The sequence below is a fragment of the Pandoraea commovens genome, assembly GCF_024704525.1.
GTDB classification, from domain to species: Bacteria; Pseudomonadota; Gammaproteobacteria; order Burkholderiales; family Burkholderiaceae; genus Pandoraea; species Pandoraea commovens.
Genome location: NZ_CP102780.1, coordinates 3,155,462 through 3,172,098 on the forward strand (window position 1 = coordinate 3,155,462; position 16,637 = coordinate 3,172,098).

Consider the following 16,637-nt stretch of genomic DNA (forward strand, 5'->3'; position numbering starts at 1 on the left):
CCTTACAAAAACCCTCTTGACGACACGCCCCCCGATGACGTCTATCAACACAGCAACGAATCTGATTCCTCTGACGACGAGCGACATTGCGTCGCGTGCCGCCAGTCCGAGCGCGGTGTCCGGCACCGGCGCCACTGGCTCGGGTGCTTCTATAGTCCCCGAATCCACGCGCGTCACGCTCACGCAGACCCCGCCCGTCGCCAACTGGCCGACGTACACCCAGCCGGTCGCCAATGGGGCCGCGCTGAACTGGCGGCAGTTGCCCTCAGATGCCATCTCGCTACTGATGTCGGGCAACCTGTCGACCACCTCGCTAGGCAATCGCCTCGATCAACTCGGATCGAAGCTGATGTCCGCCATCGCGACGGGTGCTACGTCCTTCTCGCAAAGCGTGGTGCGCTCGACATCCGCCACGCCCGCCACCGACGCCGATCTTGCGTTGCAACAGTTCAAGCTGCAAACGAGCGCCGACAATCAGTTCGCACTGACGGTCACGACCGCCAGCGGCGCGCAGGTCAACGTCAAGCTGGGCAGCAGCGACGACGGCCTGTCCGTCGAGTTCTCCGTCACGAAAGGCACGTTGACCGACGCCGAACGCGATCAGCTCGGCAAGTTGAGCGACGCCTTCCAGAACGCCGTAAACGGCCTTGCGAAGCAACCACCGGTCCTGGACTTCAGCGCTCTGACGGGCTTCGACACGTCCGTGCTCACGTCGGTAGATCTGAACGCTACGCTGAATGCCAACGGCACAACACCGCAGAACTTCGTGTTCCACGCGGACGCAACGCAACGTTCGATGCACGTCGACGGCGCGAGCGGCAAGTTCGACGTCAACGTCGACTTGAAGAATCTTCAGGCTATCGGCAGCCCGAAGGCGCAAGCCGCCGCGCTGGACGCCTGGCTCACCCGCTTCGACACCGCTCAGGCGCGAGGCGACGGCGATAAGTCGCTTATGAACATGTTCAAGGCCGCGTTCACGGGTCTGAACAGCCATTACCCGCCCGCGCCCACGCTGCCGCGCATCACGCTTAGCAACTCGGACAAGGCTACGCTGAGCGGTCTTGCAGACTTCAGCGCTTCGCTGTCGCAGACGAAAACGTCGCCGAATCCGATGCGTCCGTCGGAAGTCGACGGCTTCGATTACCAGATCTCGCAGAGCACTCAGATCGGCGGCACCGATACGCTTAACCGCAAGATTCAGCAGCAAACGCAGGCCACACTGACGGCGAGCTATCACCGCTCGCTCTGGGCAGGGGTGGCGTTGCAACTGACGAGCGATCCGAAGTCGCAGAACTACGAATATGTGAAGGTGCAAGATTCGGCGTCGAGCAATGTCGACGTGAGTTATCGCGACGGCCTGCTTGCCCACGCCCAGGTCAGCCGCTCGGCTAGCCAGAAGACGCAGGTGCAACGCTATGAGATGGCGAAGCTGGTGAGCGACGTCACCACGCCGCTGTCGGCATCGAGCACTTCCGATCTGATGACGTTGCTCCAGTCCATCATGCGCAACGATGCGGCAGGCACCAGCGACGACACAGCAACCGATGCCGTACGCAAGCGCACCGCGCTGGAGATCGATCCCCTTCGTCTGGACGGCACGCACAAGTCGTAAGCACGACATGCGCGTCACCCCGCGACGGTCCGTCACCGTCGCGGGAGTATGATGTCAGGCAAATATTGACGAACCACGGGGATTTCCGGAGTTCTCGAGCGCCTGATGTCACGGACGACAGACGAGACAACCACCCACTCACCTTCCCTCGACGCCGCGCCGCATCTGGTCGACACCGACCTGCCCGCTCGCCTTGATCGCCTGCCCTGGGGGCGCTTTCACACGCTGATCGTCGTCGCGCTGGGCGTCACATGGCTGCTCGACGGCCTCGAAGTCACCCTCGCAGGCGCAGTCGCCGGAGCGCTCAAAACAAGCCCTGCCCTCGCCCTCACCAACGCGCAAGTCGGTATTGCTGGCAGCGCCTACATTGCCGGGGCTGTACTCGGCGCACTGGGCTTCGGCTGGCTTACCGACCGGCTCGGACGCCGCAAGCTATTCTTCGTCACCCTGCTGCTGTATGTTGCCGCGACGGCCGCCACCGGCTTCTCGTGGAACTTTGCGAGCTTCGTGGCGTTCCGTTTTCTGACGGGTGCGGGTATTGGCGGCGAGTACACCGCCATCAACTCGACGATTCAGGAATTCACACCCGCCCGGGTTCGCGGCTGGGCCGACCTCGTCATCAACGGCACCTTCTGGGCCGGTGCGGCGCTCGGCGCTGCGGGGTCGCTCGTGCTGCTCGCACCGGGTGTCCTCCCGCCGGACTGGGGCTGGCGGACGTGCTTCTTCATCGGCGCGGCGCTCGGCCTTGGCATCTTGCTGATGCGCATGTGGGTGCCTGAAAGTCCACGCTGGCTGATCCTTCGCGGACACACGGCGCAGGCCGAGGCGATTGTCGAGGAGATCGAGTGCTCGATCCGTGTGCACGGACAAGCGATTCCACCCCATGCGCACACACGTCTAAGATTGCACGCCCGGCAGGCAACGCCACTACGCGAGGTCTGGCACACGCTCATCCACACGTATCGTCGCCGCTCCCTCGTCGGCCTCACGCTGATGATCGCGCAGGCGTTCTGTTACAACGCCATCTTTTTCACGTATGCGCTGGTGCTCACGGATTTTTACGCTGTGCCTGCGGCGAGCGTCGGCTGGTATCTGCTGCCTTTCGCGGCAGGTAACGTGCTCGGTCCCATCGTGCTGGGCCGCGCGTTCGACGTGCTCGGCAGACGCGTGATGATCAGCGCAACGTATGCCGTCTCCGGCGCACTGCTCGCGCTGAGCGGCTGGGCATTCGCACAAGGGTGGCTGACGACGACCACGCAAACGCTTGCGTGGTCCGTCATCTTCTTCTTTGCTTCAGCGGCCGCGAGTTCGGCCTATCTGACGGTGAGCGAGACGTTTCCGCTGGAGATCCGCGCGCTGGCCATCGCCGTGTTCTACGCCATCGGCACGCTGCTCGGCGGCGTGGCCGGACCGGCGCTGTTCGGCTGGCTCATCGATACGGGGCACCGTGCGGATGTCGCCATCGGCTACGCGATCGGGGCCGCGCTGATGCTCATAGCGGCTGGTGTCGCCGCACGCTGGGGCGTCGCGGCCGAACGTCGAGCGCTCGAATCAGTGGCCGCGCCGCTGTCCACGGCACGGCGCGATCCACCCTGACAGCTGGCGTGCAGCCTCAGTTACCCTGCCCCTGAGCAGGAACAGCGGCGGCGTTGCCTCGCTGGCGGTACCAGACCGCATATACCACCGACAACGCGATGACGAACGGCACGCCGTAGACCAGCGTCATGCGGAACTCGTCGGTGAAGTAGGTCGTGACGAGCGTCGCCAGCATCAGCAACGCGCCCGCCAGACTGGCGTACGGATATCCCCACATGCGGAAGCTCAGCGATTTCGCGTCGTGCGCACGGCGGAAGAACAGGTGCGTGACGAAGATCATCAGCCACGTGAACATCGCGCCGAACATCGACACCGACATCATCAGCGTGAACGATGCCTGCGGGGCGAGCACGTTGAGCGCAACCGCCAACGCTATGCCAATGGTCGAGAGCATGAGTGCGGCGACCGGCACGCCGTTGCGGCTGACTTCACCGAAGCGGCGCGGCGCATACCCTGCACGCGAAAGCGAGAACATCATGCGCGTGGTGATGTACAACTGACTGTTCATCGCGGATAACGCCGCGACCAGAATCACCAGATTGATCACACCCGCTGCGCCCGGAATGTGCGTCGCGGCCATCACCTTCACGAACGGACTGCCGTCCTCACCGGCTGCGTTCCACGGCACGATAGCGAGCGTCAGCGCCAGCGTGAGCAGATAGAAGAACACCAGACGGAACATCGTTGCGCGGAAGGCCCGCGTGATGGCGCGCTGCGGGTCCTGCGCCTCGCCCGCCGCCACGGCAATCATCTCGATGCTCAGATAGCTGAAGATCGACACGATCACCGCCACCCACATGCCCCAAGCCCCCTTCGGGAAGAAGCCGCCGTGCGACGTGTAGTTCGCCAGCCCGATGCCGCTTTCCGCCGGGGCGCGGAACACGATGTACGCGCCGAGAATCAGGAACGCGACGATGGCCACGATCTTGAGCATCGAGAACGCATACTCGACCGCGCCGAACACCTTGACGCTCGCCGCATTGATCGCGATGAGGCCGACCGAGAAGCCGACGATCCAGTACCAGCCCGGCACGCCCGGAAACCAATACTTCATGTAGACGGCAATCGCCGTGACTTCCGTGCCCACGGCAAAGACAATCGACGACCAGTAGCCGTAGCGCACCAGAAACCCAGCCAGTGGCCCGATGTAGTGCTCGGCGTACGCGCCGAACGAGCCGGACGTCGGATGCGCCACGGTCATCTCCGCGAGGCAGCCCATGAGCAGCAGCGCAATCGCACCGCCGATGGCATAGCTCAGCAGGACGCTCGGACCGGCAAAGCCGATGGCGAACGCGCTGCCCAGAAAGAGGCCAGTGCCGATCGCACCGCCAATCGCAATCATCGATAACTGCCCGCTGGTCAGGCCACGGTGCAGTCCCTTTTCTCGCTCGACAATGCTGTCGAAGCCCGGTTGTGTCGTACTCAAGATCGTCTCCTATCTTCCTTGCGTTACTTCGCTATTGCAGTATTGAAATGACTAAAAAGTGTGTTCGATGCCGAAGCCGATGCCTCGGTAGTGCGCGCCGGGCGGTGCCGCACCGCTATTGGTGGCGCTGAAGTTCGGACGTGGCGAGAAGCCATAGCTGCCCCACGCCCGGTTGATCACCTGGTAGTAAGCGAGGTACACGTCGGTGCGTTTCGAAAAGTCGTAGCGATAGCCGAGGTTCATCTGCGTTGCACCGAGGTCGGCTGTGCTACACACCGCACCGCCCACGCGCGAGCACGAACCGTTCATCGCATAGCCGCCACCGAGCCAGACGGAGTGCTTTCCCCCGCCGAAGAAGTGCTGGACCATCGCGTAGACGGCGTCGCGGCGGTAGTGGTTGAGGTTGCCGCTCGTGCCGTCGTCCGTGCGATAAGTCAGCCGATCCCAGCCCGCCACCCACTTCGTGTTCGCGTACGTGAAGACGACCAGCACTTTGTGCCCGTCGTCGCGCGACCCCGTCGCACGTGAACCGACGTTGGACGGATTCCCACTCGCCGGTGCGCCAAGCCATGCCAGACCGAAGTAGTCCTTGTGCATCTCGTACGCGTAACGCACGCGCAACGGACCGTTTACGTACTCCAGCCCCGCGCCGAACACTTGTGGCGAAATGCTGCCTGCCGGTGTCGTTACGCTGCCGTTCGACAGCGAGTACGAAAAACGCATTTGCAACCCGTACCACTCGGGTGTCCAGTACTGAAGGCTGTTGCCCTGACGGCGATTGAACGTCGCATCCGACGCGTTGTTGACGCGCCCCGATTGCGTCGTCGTATTCGGCACGTTGAAGCCCGGATTGCTCAGGATGGTGCTGAGATCGCCCGTATAGGGATTGCGCACCGGCGAGCCGACGGACAGCGTCGACCACTGATACGGCGTGTCCCAGTTGCCCAGAAATGCCGTACCGAACGGCCCCTTCAGGCCAACGTTCGAGTTTCGCCCGCCGATGGAGCCCGTGGCCTTGCCGTCGATGGAGACCGGTGTTTCGATCTGCCAGATGGCGGCATAACCATCGCCGAGATCTTCCTTGCCTCGCATACCGAAGTAAGAAATGCTCGACAGCATGCGTGTGCCGCTCATCTCCGGCACATTGATCGCGCCTGCGGGCGCTTGCGTCGGACGCGGCGCGGAGGCCGGCACCTGACGTCCGCTCACGCTGACCCAGTCCGTCATCGGCGTGAGATGTCCATAGATCTGCACCTGCGCCTGCGACATCTCGCAAGCGCCGAGTCCGACGGCCATCGCCAGCACCGCGCCGGGCATGCGCGCGCCAGCGCGCGCAATGCCCGAACGTGTCGCATGACTCGTGTCCCGTCGGCGTGAGAACCGATACCGCAACGCGCCGCGCATCGTCGCTTAACCCGGCAACGTGAAACCGCAAGCGGCCAACTGCGCAAGCAGCCGCTCGTGTTGCTCATCCGAGAACTGCGTGAGCGGCGGACGCACACGCGACCACGCCGGGTCGTCGCGATGCGACGCCAGCACCGCCTTGAGCGCCGGAATCATGGGGTACGACTGCACGATGCTGCGCACAGCATCTGCTTGCGCCTGAAGCGCCGTGCCCGCTCCGTCCGCCCACTCGCGGCACAACCGTCCGATGACTTGCGGGTTGACGTTGACCGTCGCCGAAATGCAGCCCTTCGCGCCTTTGGCCGACGCGCGCGAAACGAGCGACTCCGACGCCGGAAAGATGCCGAAGCCAGGGAAAGCATCGAGCATGGCGTTCAGGTTGTTCCAGTCGCCCGAGCTGTCCTTGATGCCGACGACTGTTTGCGGGAAGTCGCGAATCAGCCGCTCGATCACCGGCAGCGTGATCGGCACGCCCGACAGCGCGGGGATGTGATACAGGTACAGCCGCAGACGCGCATCGGCCACCTGCTCGATCACGCGGGCGTAGTAGGTGTACAAGCCGTCGTCCGAGATCCCCTTGTAGAAGAACGGCGGCAGCATCAGTACACCGGCGCAGCCACGCTCGACGGCATGACGCGTGAGCGCCACCGTTTCCGGCAACGAGCAGCAACCGGTGCCGGGCAGCATGCGCCGCGTGTCGAGACCGTTGTCGACGAGCAGGTCGAGCAACGCCATGCGCTCGCCGAGTCCGAGCGAGTTCGCTTCGCTGTTCGTGCCAAACGGCGCGAGACCGACACCTTGCGAGAGCAACCATTCGCAATGCGCGAGAAAACGGGGGGCATCCGGCGTCAGATCCGCGTGAAACGGCGTGACGACGGGCGCAAACGCCCCGGTCAATTCGTGATCGACCATGACAGTTCCTAAGAGAGAGGGAGAGAGTTGCGGCGCTGCCCTCGCTGAACGTCCCCGTTCAGCGATTCAGGCAGGCGCGGACCGCATCAGGGCGATGGGTTGATTTCGTGCAGGAATTGCAGAATTTCGCGGCCGAGCGAATCGTCGCCCGTGTCGAGATGCGCAACGACCGACGTGTGGTTGTGGTCGTGCACCTGAACGAAGCGCGGCGCGTGCGCATCTCGCTTCGCGAGCCGATGACAGAATTCGAGCGCGTAAGTATCGAGATGGGGATTCTCGAACTCGGCAACAACCGTCATCACCGGCACCGGCATGGCATCGACGTGCGCCATCGGGGCGTCCGCCTCGTGACGCGCTGCGTCGTCGCCGTAGTAAGCGATGACGCCCGGGGCGTTCGGATTGTCCGGCAGGACGTCGGCACGCAGACGCGCGCTGATCAGCACGGCCCCTGCCACTTCAGGTGCCGCCGGACGCACACGTGGATCGCACAGATAGCTCGCGACGTGCGAGCCGCCCGCCGAATGCCCGATCAGCAGAATGCGGGACAAGTCGGCCCCGCCCTCGCCCGCATATTGCGTGATGTGCTCGCGAATCCATCGCATCGCCAGCGCGACATCCTCTGCGCCGCCCGGGAACGCGGCTTCCGGTGCGAGCCGATACTCCACGTTGACGGCCACGCACCCGTGACGCGCGAAGTAGCGCGGCACATTGCCGTAGATCTGCGCGTTGGCATTCATATCGCCGCGCACGAACCCGCCACCGTGCACGAAGACCACCACGGGCGCGGGTGCGCTCACCGGTCCTGCCGGCACTATTGGCGCTGTCGGACGGTAGACGTCGAGCCGATGCCGCGCATGCGGACCATAGGCCAGATCCCGCACGACAGCGAAGCCTTCCGTCGACGCTTTCGCCAGCAACGGCGTGTAGGTGTCGAGCACGGCGCGGCGTCCGGCGGCGATGTCGTCGGTCCACGAGGGGCCGAGCACCCGCATGGTCGCGCGCGCGACTTCCCACTCGGCGACGGCTGACGTCTGTCCGTCCATCAATAGACTCCCATCAACTGCGAAAGCTGCGCGATGTACCCGGCGTAGCGAGGATGCTGCTTGATCGTCTGCGGCGAGCGCGGACGCGGCAGATCGATCACCACTTCCTGCTCGACCTTGCCCGGACGCGCCGACATCACAATCACGCGATCCGACAGGAACACCGCTTCCTCGATGCTGTGCGTGACGAGCAACACTGTCTGCCGATGCTCCTGCCAGATACGCAGCAGCTCGACGTTCAGGTTGTCGCGGGTGAGCGCATCGAGCGCGCCGAACGGCTCGTCCATGAGCAGCACTTTGGGTTCGAGCGCCAGAATCTGGCCGATGGACGCGCGCTGACGCATGCCGCCGGACAGCTCGTGCGGATGGTGGTCGGCGAACTGAGCGAGTCCCAGCATCTCCAGCAGCGCCGTCACACGCGGCTCGCTCTTCTCCTTCGGAATCTTGCGCAGGCTGGTGCCGAGCAGCAGGTTCTGACGCACGGTGAGCCACGGCAGCATGTTGCTCGTCTGGAAGACGACACCGATCTCGGGCACCGGACGCGACACGCGCTGCCCTGCCACGCGCACTTCACCGCCGTCATGGGGCACCAAACCCGCCACGATGCGCAATAGCGTGCTCTTGCCGCAGCCGCTGGTGCCGAGAATCGACACGAACTCCTGGTCTGCGACGGAGAGCGACACGTCGTCGAGGATCTTCACTGGCGCAGTCTTGCGGTTCTTCGCAGGGAAGGTCTTGTCAATGTGGCGCACTTCGATCATGGCGTCCGACGTCTGAGGGGCCGTGGACGGCGCATCAGCCGCGCGCGTCGAATGCAGAGGCGTCACGGTATTCGCCTTCGAATTAGTCAGACCGCTCATACGTTGATCCCCCGCCACCAGACAAACCGCGCCAGCCGTTCGATGGCCCAATAGAGCACCACCGCCAGCAACGTCACCATCAGAATCGCCGCGAACATCACGTCGGTGCGTGCCGCTGCCGACGCGAATACGATCAGATGCCCCAGCCCTTCTTCCGAGCCGATGAACTCACCGACGATGGCGCCGATGACCGCGAGCGGCATGGCGATCTTGAGACCGTCCGCAAACGCGGGCAGCGCCGCCGGGAGATACAACCGCCAGAAGGTGTCCCACGGGCTTGCGCCCAGCGCACGGAAGTGCTCGTCGAGATTGCGGGCCACGGACGCGAGACCGCCCATCGTCGCCACCACGACAGGAAAGAAGGCGAACAGGAACGTCGACGCCAGCTTCGAGGCAAAGCCGTAGCCGAACCACACGATCATGAGCGGCGCGAGCGCGATCTTCGGCATGCTCTGCAAAGCGGTGACGAGCGGATACAGCGTGCGGCGCGCGAACGCGCTGTAGCTGATGACCACACCGATCACCAGCCCGCCGACGACGGCGGCGACAAACCCCGTCAGCACTTCGACGGTCGTCACCCACGTGTCCGCCAGCATCTGCGGATGCACTTCCCACGCGGCGCGAAAGATGGCCGACGGCGGCGGCATCAGATACGACTGCACCTTGAAGTACGTCACGGCCATTTCCCACAGGGCGAGCAGCACGCCCCAGAATACGATCGTCTGTGCGATGCGTTTCATTCGAATGTCTCCTCCGGATGGATGGGGTAAGCCGGATTAGGCCTTGCCGCCCGACTTCTCCTTGACCATCCCCGGCGGGGGCGGCACGACGAAACGCTCGAACCGGAACCGGTCGAAGCTCTCGATGTTGCGCTCCCACACCTTCGCCTCGTACGGATGCTCGGCGTCGATCTGCGTCATCTCGCAATACAGCTCGACGTTGTTGCCATCCGGATCCTTGAACACGAGGAAGTAGTTCGCACCGGGACCGTGACGGCCGATGCCGCGCACGATCTCGACTTCATGCGCGCGCAGCACTTCCACGGCCTTCTCCATCTCCTCGACGCTGTCGACCAGATACGAGAAGTGCTCCATGCCAGGACGACCGTAACGCGGCAGATCGTCGATATCGGGCGAGTTCTTCGGAATCTGCGACAGCGCCAGATCGTGGTGATCGCTGCCCGCACGCAGGAACACCATCTGGTCGTCGATCCAGTCGGAGACCGTGAGGCCGAGCACTTCGGTATAGAACTTCACCGACTTCTGAATATCGCGCACGACCAGCACCAGATGGCCGAGACGCTTCGGATTGAGTTTGGGTTTGGGGCTTGTCATCTCCACTCCTTGCATTGCATCAGTTCTCATCGGGTCGCGATCGGATTCCCGATCACCGGGAATCATTCGACGAACTGATTGGTATAGATGTCGGTGGCTTTGAGCGTCGGCGCGAGATTGAAGGCGTCGCGCACGAACTTCGCGGTGGACTCCATACGCGGCACCGGCAGCCAGCCCGGCTTGTGGCCCTTCGTCTCGCTATCGGTCTCCAGCGCGCCGATCTGGCGAATCTGTTCGACCATGACCTGCTTGTCGAGCATCGGGTACTGCGAGACGATCACACCGGCGGACGCCTCCGGGTGCTCGCGCATCCAGGCATAGCCCCGGTAGGTTGCCTGCACGAAGCGACGCACCACGTCCGGCTTCTGGGCGATCATCGTTTCGGTCGTGACGATGCCGTTGCCGACCATGTCCAGCCCGAAATCGCGATAGCGCAGCGAGCCGATCTCGCGGCCTTGCTTCGACGCCAGCGACTTGAGTACCGGCAGATTCGCGCCTTCCCAGCACTCGGTCAGATCCACACGCCCTTGCAAGAACGAAGGATTGATCGTGGACGGATCGAGGCGAAGCAGCTTGACAGACGTCGGCGGCAAGCCATTCGCCTTGAGCCACGCCGGTACGATGTTTTGCAACGGCGACGCGCCGCCACCGCCCATCGACATGCCTTTCAGATCGGCAGGCTTGGTGATGGTGCGCCCGGGCTTGGCGAGATAGCAGATCGCGCCGGGCCAGACCGCGTTGATCGAACCGACCATGCGGGTCTTACCGCCCTGCGCGCGATTGAGCATGACGCTGATCGGGTCGCCGTAGCCGAATTCGAACAGACCCTGATCGACTTCATTGACGGTGCGTTGCCCGCCGTGACCGACAATGGCCGAGACTTCCAGCCCTGCCTCGCGGTAATAGCCCTTGTTGATCGCGACGAGCACGCCGCCGGTACTGCCCTGCGGCAGCCATGAAAGGTTGAACTTGACCTTGTCCTGTGCGGCGACCGGCGTCGCCCACAACGCGCCTGCGCCGACAATCCCTGCCATGCCGAGCGTGCCGACACATGCGAGCGCCGTCCACCAGCGCCGGGTCCACTGCCACTGCTGCATTGCTGCCTCCTCCTGACCGCCACATGAGCGGTCTTTCTTATTTGCGTTGTGCCACGACGCGGTTCTCGATGGCGCCGATGCCCTCGATACCCGCCACCATCACGTCACCCGCCTTGAGATACACGCCACGCCCCATGCCCACGCCGGTCGGCGTACCCGTGGCGATCAGATCGCCGGGCTTGAGCGTGAGGATTTCCGACAGGTAAGCGATCTGCTCCGCAATGTTGAAGATCATTCCTGCCGTTGTGTCGTCCTGCATCGACTCGCCGTTCACCGACAGGGTCATGCGCAGGTTCTGGGGATCGCGAATGACGTCGCGCGGCACAAACCACGGCCCCAGAGGAGCGAAGGTATCGAAACTCTTGCCGCGAAACCAGTCGTGCGTGAACGGATAGTCGGTGCGACGGTTCAAATCCCGTGCGCTCACGTCGTTGATGACGGTGTAACCGGCGATCCATTCGTGGGCCTGTTCAACCGGCACGTGACGGCCCGGGCGGCCGATCACCACGGCCAGCTCGACCTCCCAGTCGACACGCTCGGCATGCGGAGGCAGCACCACATCGGTACCGGTCGCCGTCACGCTCGTCTCGGCCTTCATGAACATGTACGGCGAGCTTTCGCTGCGCGGCGCGAGCTTGGTGCCCATTTCCGCCGCGTGTTCGTAGAAGTTGGACGCCGTGGCAAAGATGCGGCCCGGCTGATACGGCACGCACAGACGGTAGCTATCGGTCGCCAGCGCACCCACCTTGGCCGGAACGCCTGCGTCCAACGCGCGACGCACGGCGGCCGATACGGCATCGCCATGCACATACCAGTCCGAGAGCAGCGCCGTCAGGTCTTGTGCCGACGCGAGGCCATCTTCCGCACCCGCGCCCACGTGACGCAGCACCGCTTCGAGGTCATACAGACGGCCGTGCTGAACCAGTGCCGTACGACGTGCGGCCACGGCGCCCGGCGCCAGCGATTCATAAGTTGCCAATCCAAACCAGGTCACACCTTCCTCCTTGTCTTCCATCGGTAACCGATCTCGTTTTCACGTATCGGCTGTCTTTTTGATTGCTATGTTGAAACACAATACATAGCATATGTATACATAGCAACTGATTTGTATTTTATTTTTCAATCCATCTCGTCGAGACGATTAAGGCCCATGAACGACATGCCGCTCCTGCTCAATCTCATCCCGCTCGAACCGCTGGCCCGCGCGCAATTGCTTGCTGCCGGATTGCGTCTGCATGACGTCGACACAACCCTGCTCTGCGTCGCTGGTGACCCCGTGACGCCCCATGTGCGCCTCGTGCTCACGAACGGCACCACCGGCCTCACGGCTGCGCAAATGGACGCGCTACCCCAGCTCGAACTCATCTGCGCTTTCGGTGCGGGCTTTGAAAACATCGACGTCGACGCCGCTACGCAACGCGGCATCGCCGTGGCGCATGCGCCGAACACGAACGGCGAGACCGTCGCCGATCACGCGCTCGCGCTGATGCTTGCCAGCGCCCGTGGACTCGTCACGCTCGACCGCGCCGTGAAAGCGGGCGGCTGGGCGAAACATCGCGCACCGCGTCCCACGCTGAGTGGCGCACAACTCGGCATCGTCGGCCTCGGCAACATCGGTCAGGCCATCGCGACGCGCGCGGAAGCCTTCGGCATGTCCATCGGCTATCACACGCGCACGGCCCGCACGAACTATCGCTGGCAGCACTTCGACGACATCGGCGCGCTGGCCGACGTGAGCGACTTCCTCGTGCTCGCCTGTCCCGGTGGTCCAGCCACGCATCACCTCGTGAACACCGATGTGCTGGCACGTCTGGGCACACACGGCTTTCTCGTCAATGTGGCCCGAGGCAGCGTGGTGGATACGGTGGCACTGATCGAAGCACTTTGCGACGGCGTGATTGCGGGTGCCGCGCTCGACGTCTTCGAGACCGAACCCGAGGTGCCGTCCGCACTGCGCATGCTCGAGAACGTGGTGCTCACGCCGCATATCTCCGGTCGCTCACCGGCGGCACTACAAGCACAGATCGACCTGCTGCTGGCCAACGTACGCGCCCATCTCGCTGGCACGACGCTACCGGCTATCGTCAACTCCGCTGGACATCGCAGCGCATCGGAATAAAAGAGGAAGCAAAAAAAGAAGCGGGCAACCGGGAGACCATCGGAGGTTGCCCGCTTCAACACTTCACGCTTTGGAGGCCCTGTGAAGTCGGCGGTGACGACGCGAACCGATCCCTCCGGTCGCGCCGCCCATGACGTCGAATCGTTCGTTAGCGTGCCGGGTACGGCTTAGCAGGCGCGCCCATCACCGGCTCACCCAGCAGCGGGCTCGACAATGCGTAGGCGCCGTTCTCGGTGAAGGCCCACATGATGTTGCGGTCGTACTCCGTGTACATCGCAAACACGCCCTTACCCAGCGTGTAGACCGGCAGTTCCGTCTCGTCGGCCAGACCCGGCACGAAGTAACCGGCGATGCGCGGCTTGGTCGGGTCCTTCACGTCGAAAATCTGCACGCCCGCGTTGTAGAACGAGTACGGCACGATGCCCTGACGCCACGTACCCGGCTGACCGATGGAGTTCGAACGCTTCGGACCGTAGTTGCCGCCACGCTGGCAGAAGCTGGTGAACGGCGCGCCTTCGGGCACTTCCGGCTCGGGCAGCTTGCCAGCCACTTTCATCTTGGCGGGATTGCGCGCGTCGACGACGAAGATGTCCTTGTACGGCTCGTAGCAGTCGCGGTTCATCGGGTAGCCGCTAGTGAGCACGTAACCCGTGCGCTCGTACTGGCTGACGTCGGCGTTGTCATACTCCGTGCCTGCGAAGCTCGGTGCCGTGTTCACGTTGCCAACGACCTTCGGATGCGCCGGATCGCTCAGATCGAACGACCACAGTCCGAGACCCCCCATCGCGCCGAAGCCCACCTTGCCGCCCTGCTCCAGCGGCTTGGGCAGGAAGATCGGCATACGCGAGCCCATCCATGACGTACGGTTGCCCGCGCGCGGGTTTTGAAGATAGGCCTGCTCATGCTCTTCGTTGCCGAGAATCTGGCCCGGCACCGAAATCTGCGAGATGAACTTCGGATTCGCGGGGTCCGACATATCCCACACCTGGTAGCCCGGCGAGTAGAGATAGTTCGGGTATTCGGTGAGCGCGTAGCTGTCGTCCGGAGCGGACGAGAGAATCATGTACTTGCCGCCGTAGAACTCCGGAGAGTCGAGCGAACCCGAGCCCTGCTGCTGGCCGACCGGCGCATTGGGATGCTTGTAGTCGGTCGTGCGCGTGGCGATCAGCTTCCAGTCGGACGGCAACGGGCCATCCATCTCGAAGACCTTGAAGCCCTTGAGCGAGTTGTAATTGCGTTGCGCAGCCACCTTGTCCGGCTGCTTCGACTTGTCCTGCATCAACCCGTAGCGGCCGATTTCGAACGACGCGACGAGGATCGGCTTGCCCAGCTTCTTGTTCCACACGATGGTGGCGCCGCCGAGGTAGTCCTGCACGTTGTTGGCATCGAACTTCTCGCTCGATCCCTTCGGCCCCCACACGCCGCCCTTCGAATAGACGACCTTACCGTTGGCCGGATCGGTCACGTCCATGATGCGCAGGTAGTCGCGGTCATGGATGTAGAGATAGCGCTTGCCGTTGAAGTCGGCGATGTTGTTCCACGCGTGGAACGGCGAATCAACGCCCGGATAGAACGCCAACACCTTCACGTTCTTCGAATAGCTCTTCTTGTCCCACGTAGTCAGTTCGCCGGGGAAGCGCTGGCCCGTGTGAATTTCGGGTGATGCCTTCGGCCAGATGAACTTGCCCGTGGCCGGATCCATACCGTAGTCGACGCCAGCCTTGAGCGGCTTCGGTTCGCGGTCCGGCGTGAGGCGCAGCCATCCGGCCAGATACGGGTCCTTGACGTTCGGCGTGCCGGGCGTGCCCGACGGATTCTCGGCGGGCGCTGTCTGCGCGACCGGCGCGCCTTCGGGAGCCGAGGCGTGCGCGGCGAGCGTCATCGTGAGCGCCGCGAGCACTGCCGTGGCTGTCAACATGGCGGGGGCTGCACCGCGTGTCTGCATGCGAAACATGTCTTCCTCCTTCGTCTCAAAAGTCTTCTCGCCGGCGCTGTGAACGACCTTCGCCGGCGGCGTATTACTGAAAAGCGGGAATGCGGAAATGCTGTTGGCGAACGACGTCTGCGTCAGAACGCGTGACGAATACCAAACTGCACGCCCGAGGGGTTCTGCGAGCCGGTCGGCGTGACCTGGAACGTCACCGGGTAGTGGACGGTCGTGTCGTTGCTGTGCTGCACGCGAGCGTAGGTCGCATAAAGCGTGGTGCGCTTCGACAAGCCGTACATGTAGCCGACGACGAAGCCGTTGGCGTTAGAGAGCGCCTTGTTGTCGTCGTCCTGACGGTGGACAAAGCTCGCGTAGAAGCGATGGCGGTCGGTCAGCGCATAGCGCACGCCTGCCTGAATGTCCCAGCCTCGCACGTTGAACGCGACGTACGGGGGATAAGCGTAGTAGCCGTTGTAAGTGTGATAGATGAACGTCGGCTCGATGCTGCCGAACTTGTACGTCGCCGCGAAATAGTTGTCGCGCGACGAGCGGATCTGGCTAGCCGAGTAGATGTCGCGGGTGTATTGCAGCTCACTGACCGCGCCGAGGAAAATGCCACCGTGACGATATTCCAATGCAGCGGAGTAGAAGCGGCCGGAGCGCGTGCCGTCGCCCACGCCGGTCGTCGCCATGAAGCGTGCGTTCAGGCCGTACCACGTCGGCGTCTTGTACTGGATGGAGTTGTCGACGCGATACGACGCGTAGAAGAACTCCATGTTGTTGACCATACTGAAGTCGGCCGCCCAGCTCGGATCGGCGTAACCCGCGATCCAGTACGACGGCGTGAACTGACGGCCCAACGACAGATCGCCCCACGGCCCTTTGATCCCCACGAACGACTGACGCGCCTGCGCCGATTGTGTGCCGTTGTTGGCTGAGAACATCGGCTCGTACGTGAAGAACGCGCGATTGCCACCGCCCAGTTCTTCATAGCCGCTCAGGTTGAAACGAGAGTTGTTCAGCCCACCACTGGACATTCTCGTGACCTTGCCGCCATTCGCGCCCGACCCCCACAGTTGTTCCATGTTCAGGTCGATAAACCCCGAGAGCGTGACACCCCCGGAAGACTGCGCGTACGCACCGCCCTGCATTGCACCCAGCAGCAATGCACACAACACTCGCTTCTTCATGCTGTCTCCTGATGTTTCTCGTTTTATTTGCGACGCCTCCCCTGTTTAACTGCTGGGATGTCTGCCGCTCGCCCGTTGTATGTATACAATCTTTCGATGGATTATACATATCAAAGA

At 63.2% G+C, this 16,637-nt stretch carries 14 protein-coding genes; 3 read left to right on the forward strand and 11 right to left on the reverse strand.

Annotated features, from left to right (window positions below; all coding sequences use genetic code 11):
• The first annotated feature begins 34 nt into the window (after nucleotides 1–34).
• Nucleotides 35–1,612, forward strand: a complete 1,578-nt coding sequence (locus tag NTU39_RS14505) for a hypothetical protein (protein ID WP_257957918.1) — start codon at nucleotides 35–37, stop codon at nucleotides 1,610–1,612.
• A gap of 105 nt (nucleotides 1,613–1,717) precedes the next feature.
• The gene (locus NTU39_RS14510; protein ID WP_150662759.1) at nucleotides 1,718–3,208 is read left to right on the forward strand and encodes an MFS transporter; all 1,491 of its coding nucleotides are present in this window, start codon (nucleotides 1,718–1,720) and stop codon (nucleotides 3,206–3,208) included.
• 16 nt (nucleotides 3,209–3,224) lie between these two features.
• Here NTU39_RS14510 and NTU39_RS14515 read toward each other — a convergent pair whose 3' ends face one another.
• The 9 genes from NTU39_RS14515 to NTU39_RS14555 all read right to left on the reverse strand — a co-directional run bounded on the left by NTU39_RS14515 (nucleotide 3,225) and on the right by NTU39_RS14555 (nucleotide 12,278).
• Complete coding sequence (locus NTU39_RS14515; protein ID WP_257957919.1) at nucleotides 3,225–4,634, reverse strand: amino acid permease; 1,410 nt, start codon at nucleotides 4,632–4,634, stop codon at nucleotides 3,225–3,227.
• 51 nt (nucleotides 4,635–4,685) lie between these two features.
• Nucleotides 4,686–5,951 carry a porin gene (locus NTU39_RS14520; RefSeq protein WP_257957920.1) on the reverse strand — a complete coding sequence of 422 codons (1,266 nt, stop codon included), beginning with the start codon at nucleotides 5,949–5,951 and terminating at the stop codon, nucleotides 4,686–4,688.
• 93 nt (nucleotides 5,952–6,044) lie between these two features.
• Nucleotides 6,045–6,950 carry a dihydrodipicolinate synthase family protein gene (locus tag NTU39_RS14525; RefSeq protein ID WP_257957921.1) on the reverse strand — a complete coding sequence of 302 codons (906 nt, stop codon included), beginning with the start codon at nucleotides 6,948–6,950 and terminating at the stop codon, nucleotides 6,045–6,047.
• 86 nt (nucleotides 6,951–7,036) lie between these two features.
• Nucleotides 7,037–7,993, reverse strand: coding sequence for an alpha/beta hydrolase (locus NTU39_RS14530; RefSeq protein ID WP_150662763.1), 957 nt, complete (start codon nucleotides 7,991–7,993; stop codon nucleotides 7,037–7,039).
• On the reverse strand, nucleotides 7,993–8,853 hold the full coding sequence (locus tag NTU39_RS14535; protein ID WP_257957922.1) for an ABC transporter ATP-binding protein: 861 nt from the start codon (nucleotides 8,851–8,853) through the stop codon (nucleotides 7,993–7,995). Before NTU39_RS14535 ends, NTU39_RS14530 begins: the two co-directional genes overlap by 1 nt.
• Nucleotides 8,850–9,593 (reverse strand): ABC transporter permease, encoded by a 744-nt coding sequence (locus tag NTU39_RS14540; RefSeq protein ID WP_052653280.1) that lies wholly within the window; start codon nucleotides 9,591–9,593, stop codon nucleotides 8,850–8,852. The genes NTU39_RS14535 and NTU39_RS14540 overlap by 4 nt, the downstream gene beginning before the upstream one ends.
• 36 nt (nucleotides 9,594–9,629) lie before the next feature.
• A complete protein-coding gene (locus NTU39_RS14545; RefSeq protein WP_150574247.1) occupies nucleotides 9,630–10,187 on the reverse strand; it encodes a VOC family protein in 558 nt (185 codons plus the stop codon).
• Nucleotides 10,188–10,249: 62 nt separating this feature from the next.
• The gene (locus NTU39_RS14550) at nucleotides 10,250–11,284 is read right to left on the reverse strand and encodes an ABC transporter substrate-binding protein (RefSeq protein WP_257957923.1); all 1,035 of its coding nucleotides are present in this window, start codon (nucleotides 11,282–11,284) and stop codon (nucleotides 10,250–10,252) included.
• A gap of 37 nt (nucleotides 11,285–11,321) precedes the next feature.
• Nucleotides 11,322–12,278, reverse strand: coding sequence for a fumarylacetoacetate hydrolase family protein (locus NTU39_RS14555; RefSeq protein ID WP_150663459.1), 957 nt, complete (start codon nucleotides 12,276–12,278; stop codon nucleotides 11,322–11,324).
• A 156-nt stretch (nucleotides 12,279–12,434) separates the two neighbouring features.
• Here NTU39_RS14555 and NTU39_RS14560 point away from each other — a divergent pair, with 156 nt between their 5' ends.
• Nucleotides 12,435–13,403: a 2-hydroxyacid dehydrogenase gene (locus tag NTU39_RS14560; RefSeq protein ID WP_257957924.1), complete on the forward strand. Its 969-nt coding sequence runs from the start codon at nucleotides 12,435–12,437 to the stop codon at nucleotides 13,401–13,403.
• Between the two features lie 148 nt (nucleotides 13,404–13,551).
• Here the strand turns inward: NTU39_RS14560 and NTU39_RS14565 are convergent, their stop codons facing one another.
• Together NTU39_RS14565 and NTU39_RS14570 are read right to left on the reverse strand one after the other, a co-directional pair.
• Nucleotides 13,552–15,357, reverse strand: coding sequence for an LVIVD repeat-containing protein (locus tag NTU39_RS14565; protein WP_150662766.1), 1,806 nt, complete (start codon nucleotides 15,355–15,357; stop codon nucleotides 13,552–13,554).
• Between the two features lie 113 nt (nucleotides 15,358–15,470).
• Entirely contained in the window at nucleotides 15,471–16,520 is a 1,050-nt protein-coding gene (locus tag NTU39_RS14570) for a porin (RefSeq protein WP_150662767.1), read from the reverse strand.
• Between the last annotated feature and the right edge of the window lie 117 nt (nucleotides 16,521–16,637).

Bases quoted from the DNA above. Each gene is read 5' to 3' on its own strand.
- NTU39_RS14510 (WP_150662759.1), top strand. From the start codon at position 1,718: ATGTCACGGACGACAGACGAGACAACCACCCACTCACCTTCCCTCGAC.
- NTU39_RS14550 (WP_257957923.1), bottom strand. From the start codon at position 11,284: ATGCAGCAGTGGCAGTGGACCCGGCGCTGGTGGACGGCGCTCGCATGT.
- NTU39_RS14525 (WP_257957921.1), bottom strand. From the start codon at position 6,950: ATGGTCGATCACGAATTGACCGGGGCGTTTGCGCCCGTCGTCACGCCG.
- NTU39_RS14520 (WP_257957920.1), bottom strand. From the start codon at position 5,951: ATGCCCGGCGCGGTGCTGGCGATGGCCGTCGGACTCGGCGCTTGCGAG.
- NTU39_RS14545 (WP_150574247.1), bottom strand. From the start codon at position 10,187: ATGACAAGCCCCAAACCCAAACTCAATCCGAAGCGTCTCGGCCATCTG.
- NTU39_RS14505 (WP_257957918.1), top strand. From the start codon at position 35: ATGACGTCTATCAACACAGCAACGAATCTGATTCCTCTGACGACGAGC.
- NTU39_RS14565 (WP_150662766.1), bottom strand. From the start codon at position 15,357: ATGTTTCGCATGCAGACACGCGGTGCAGCCCCCGCCATGTTGACAGCC.
- NTU39_RS14535 (WP_257957922.1), bottom strand. From the start codon at position 8,853: ATGAGCGGTCTGACTAATTCGAAGGCGAATACCGTGACGCCTCTGCAT.
- NTU39_RS14530 (WP_150662763.1), bottom strand. From the start codon at position 7,993: ATGGACGGACAGACGTCAGCCGTCGCCGAGTGGGAAGTCGCGCGCGCG.
- NTU39_RS14540 (WP_052653280.1), bottom strand. From the start codon at position 9,593: ATGAAACGCATCGCACAGACGATCGTATTCTGGGGCGTGCTGCTCGCC.
- NTU39_RS14560 (WP_257957924.1), top strand. From the start codon at position 12,435: ATGAACGACATGCCGCTCCTGCTCAATCTCATCCCGCTCGAACCGCTG.
- NTU39_RS14570 (WP_150662767.1), bottom strand. From the start codon at position 16,520: ATGAAGAAGCGAGTGTTGTGTGCATTGCTGCTGGGTGCAATGCAGGGC.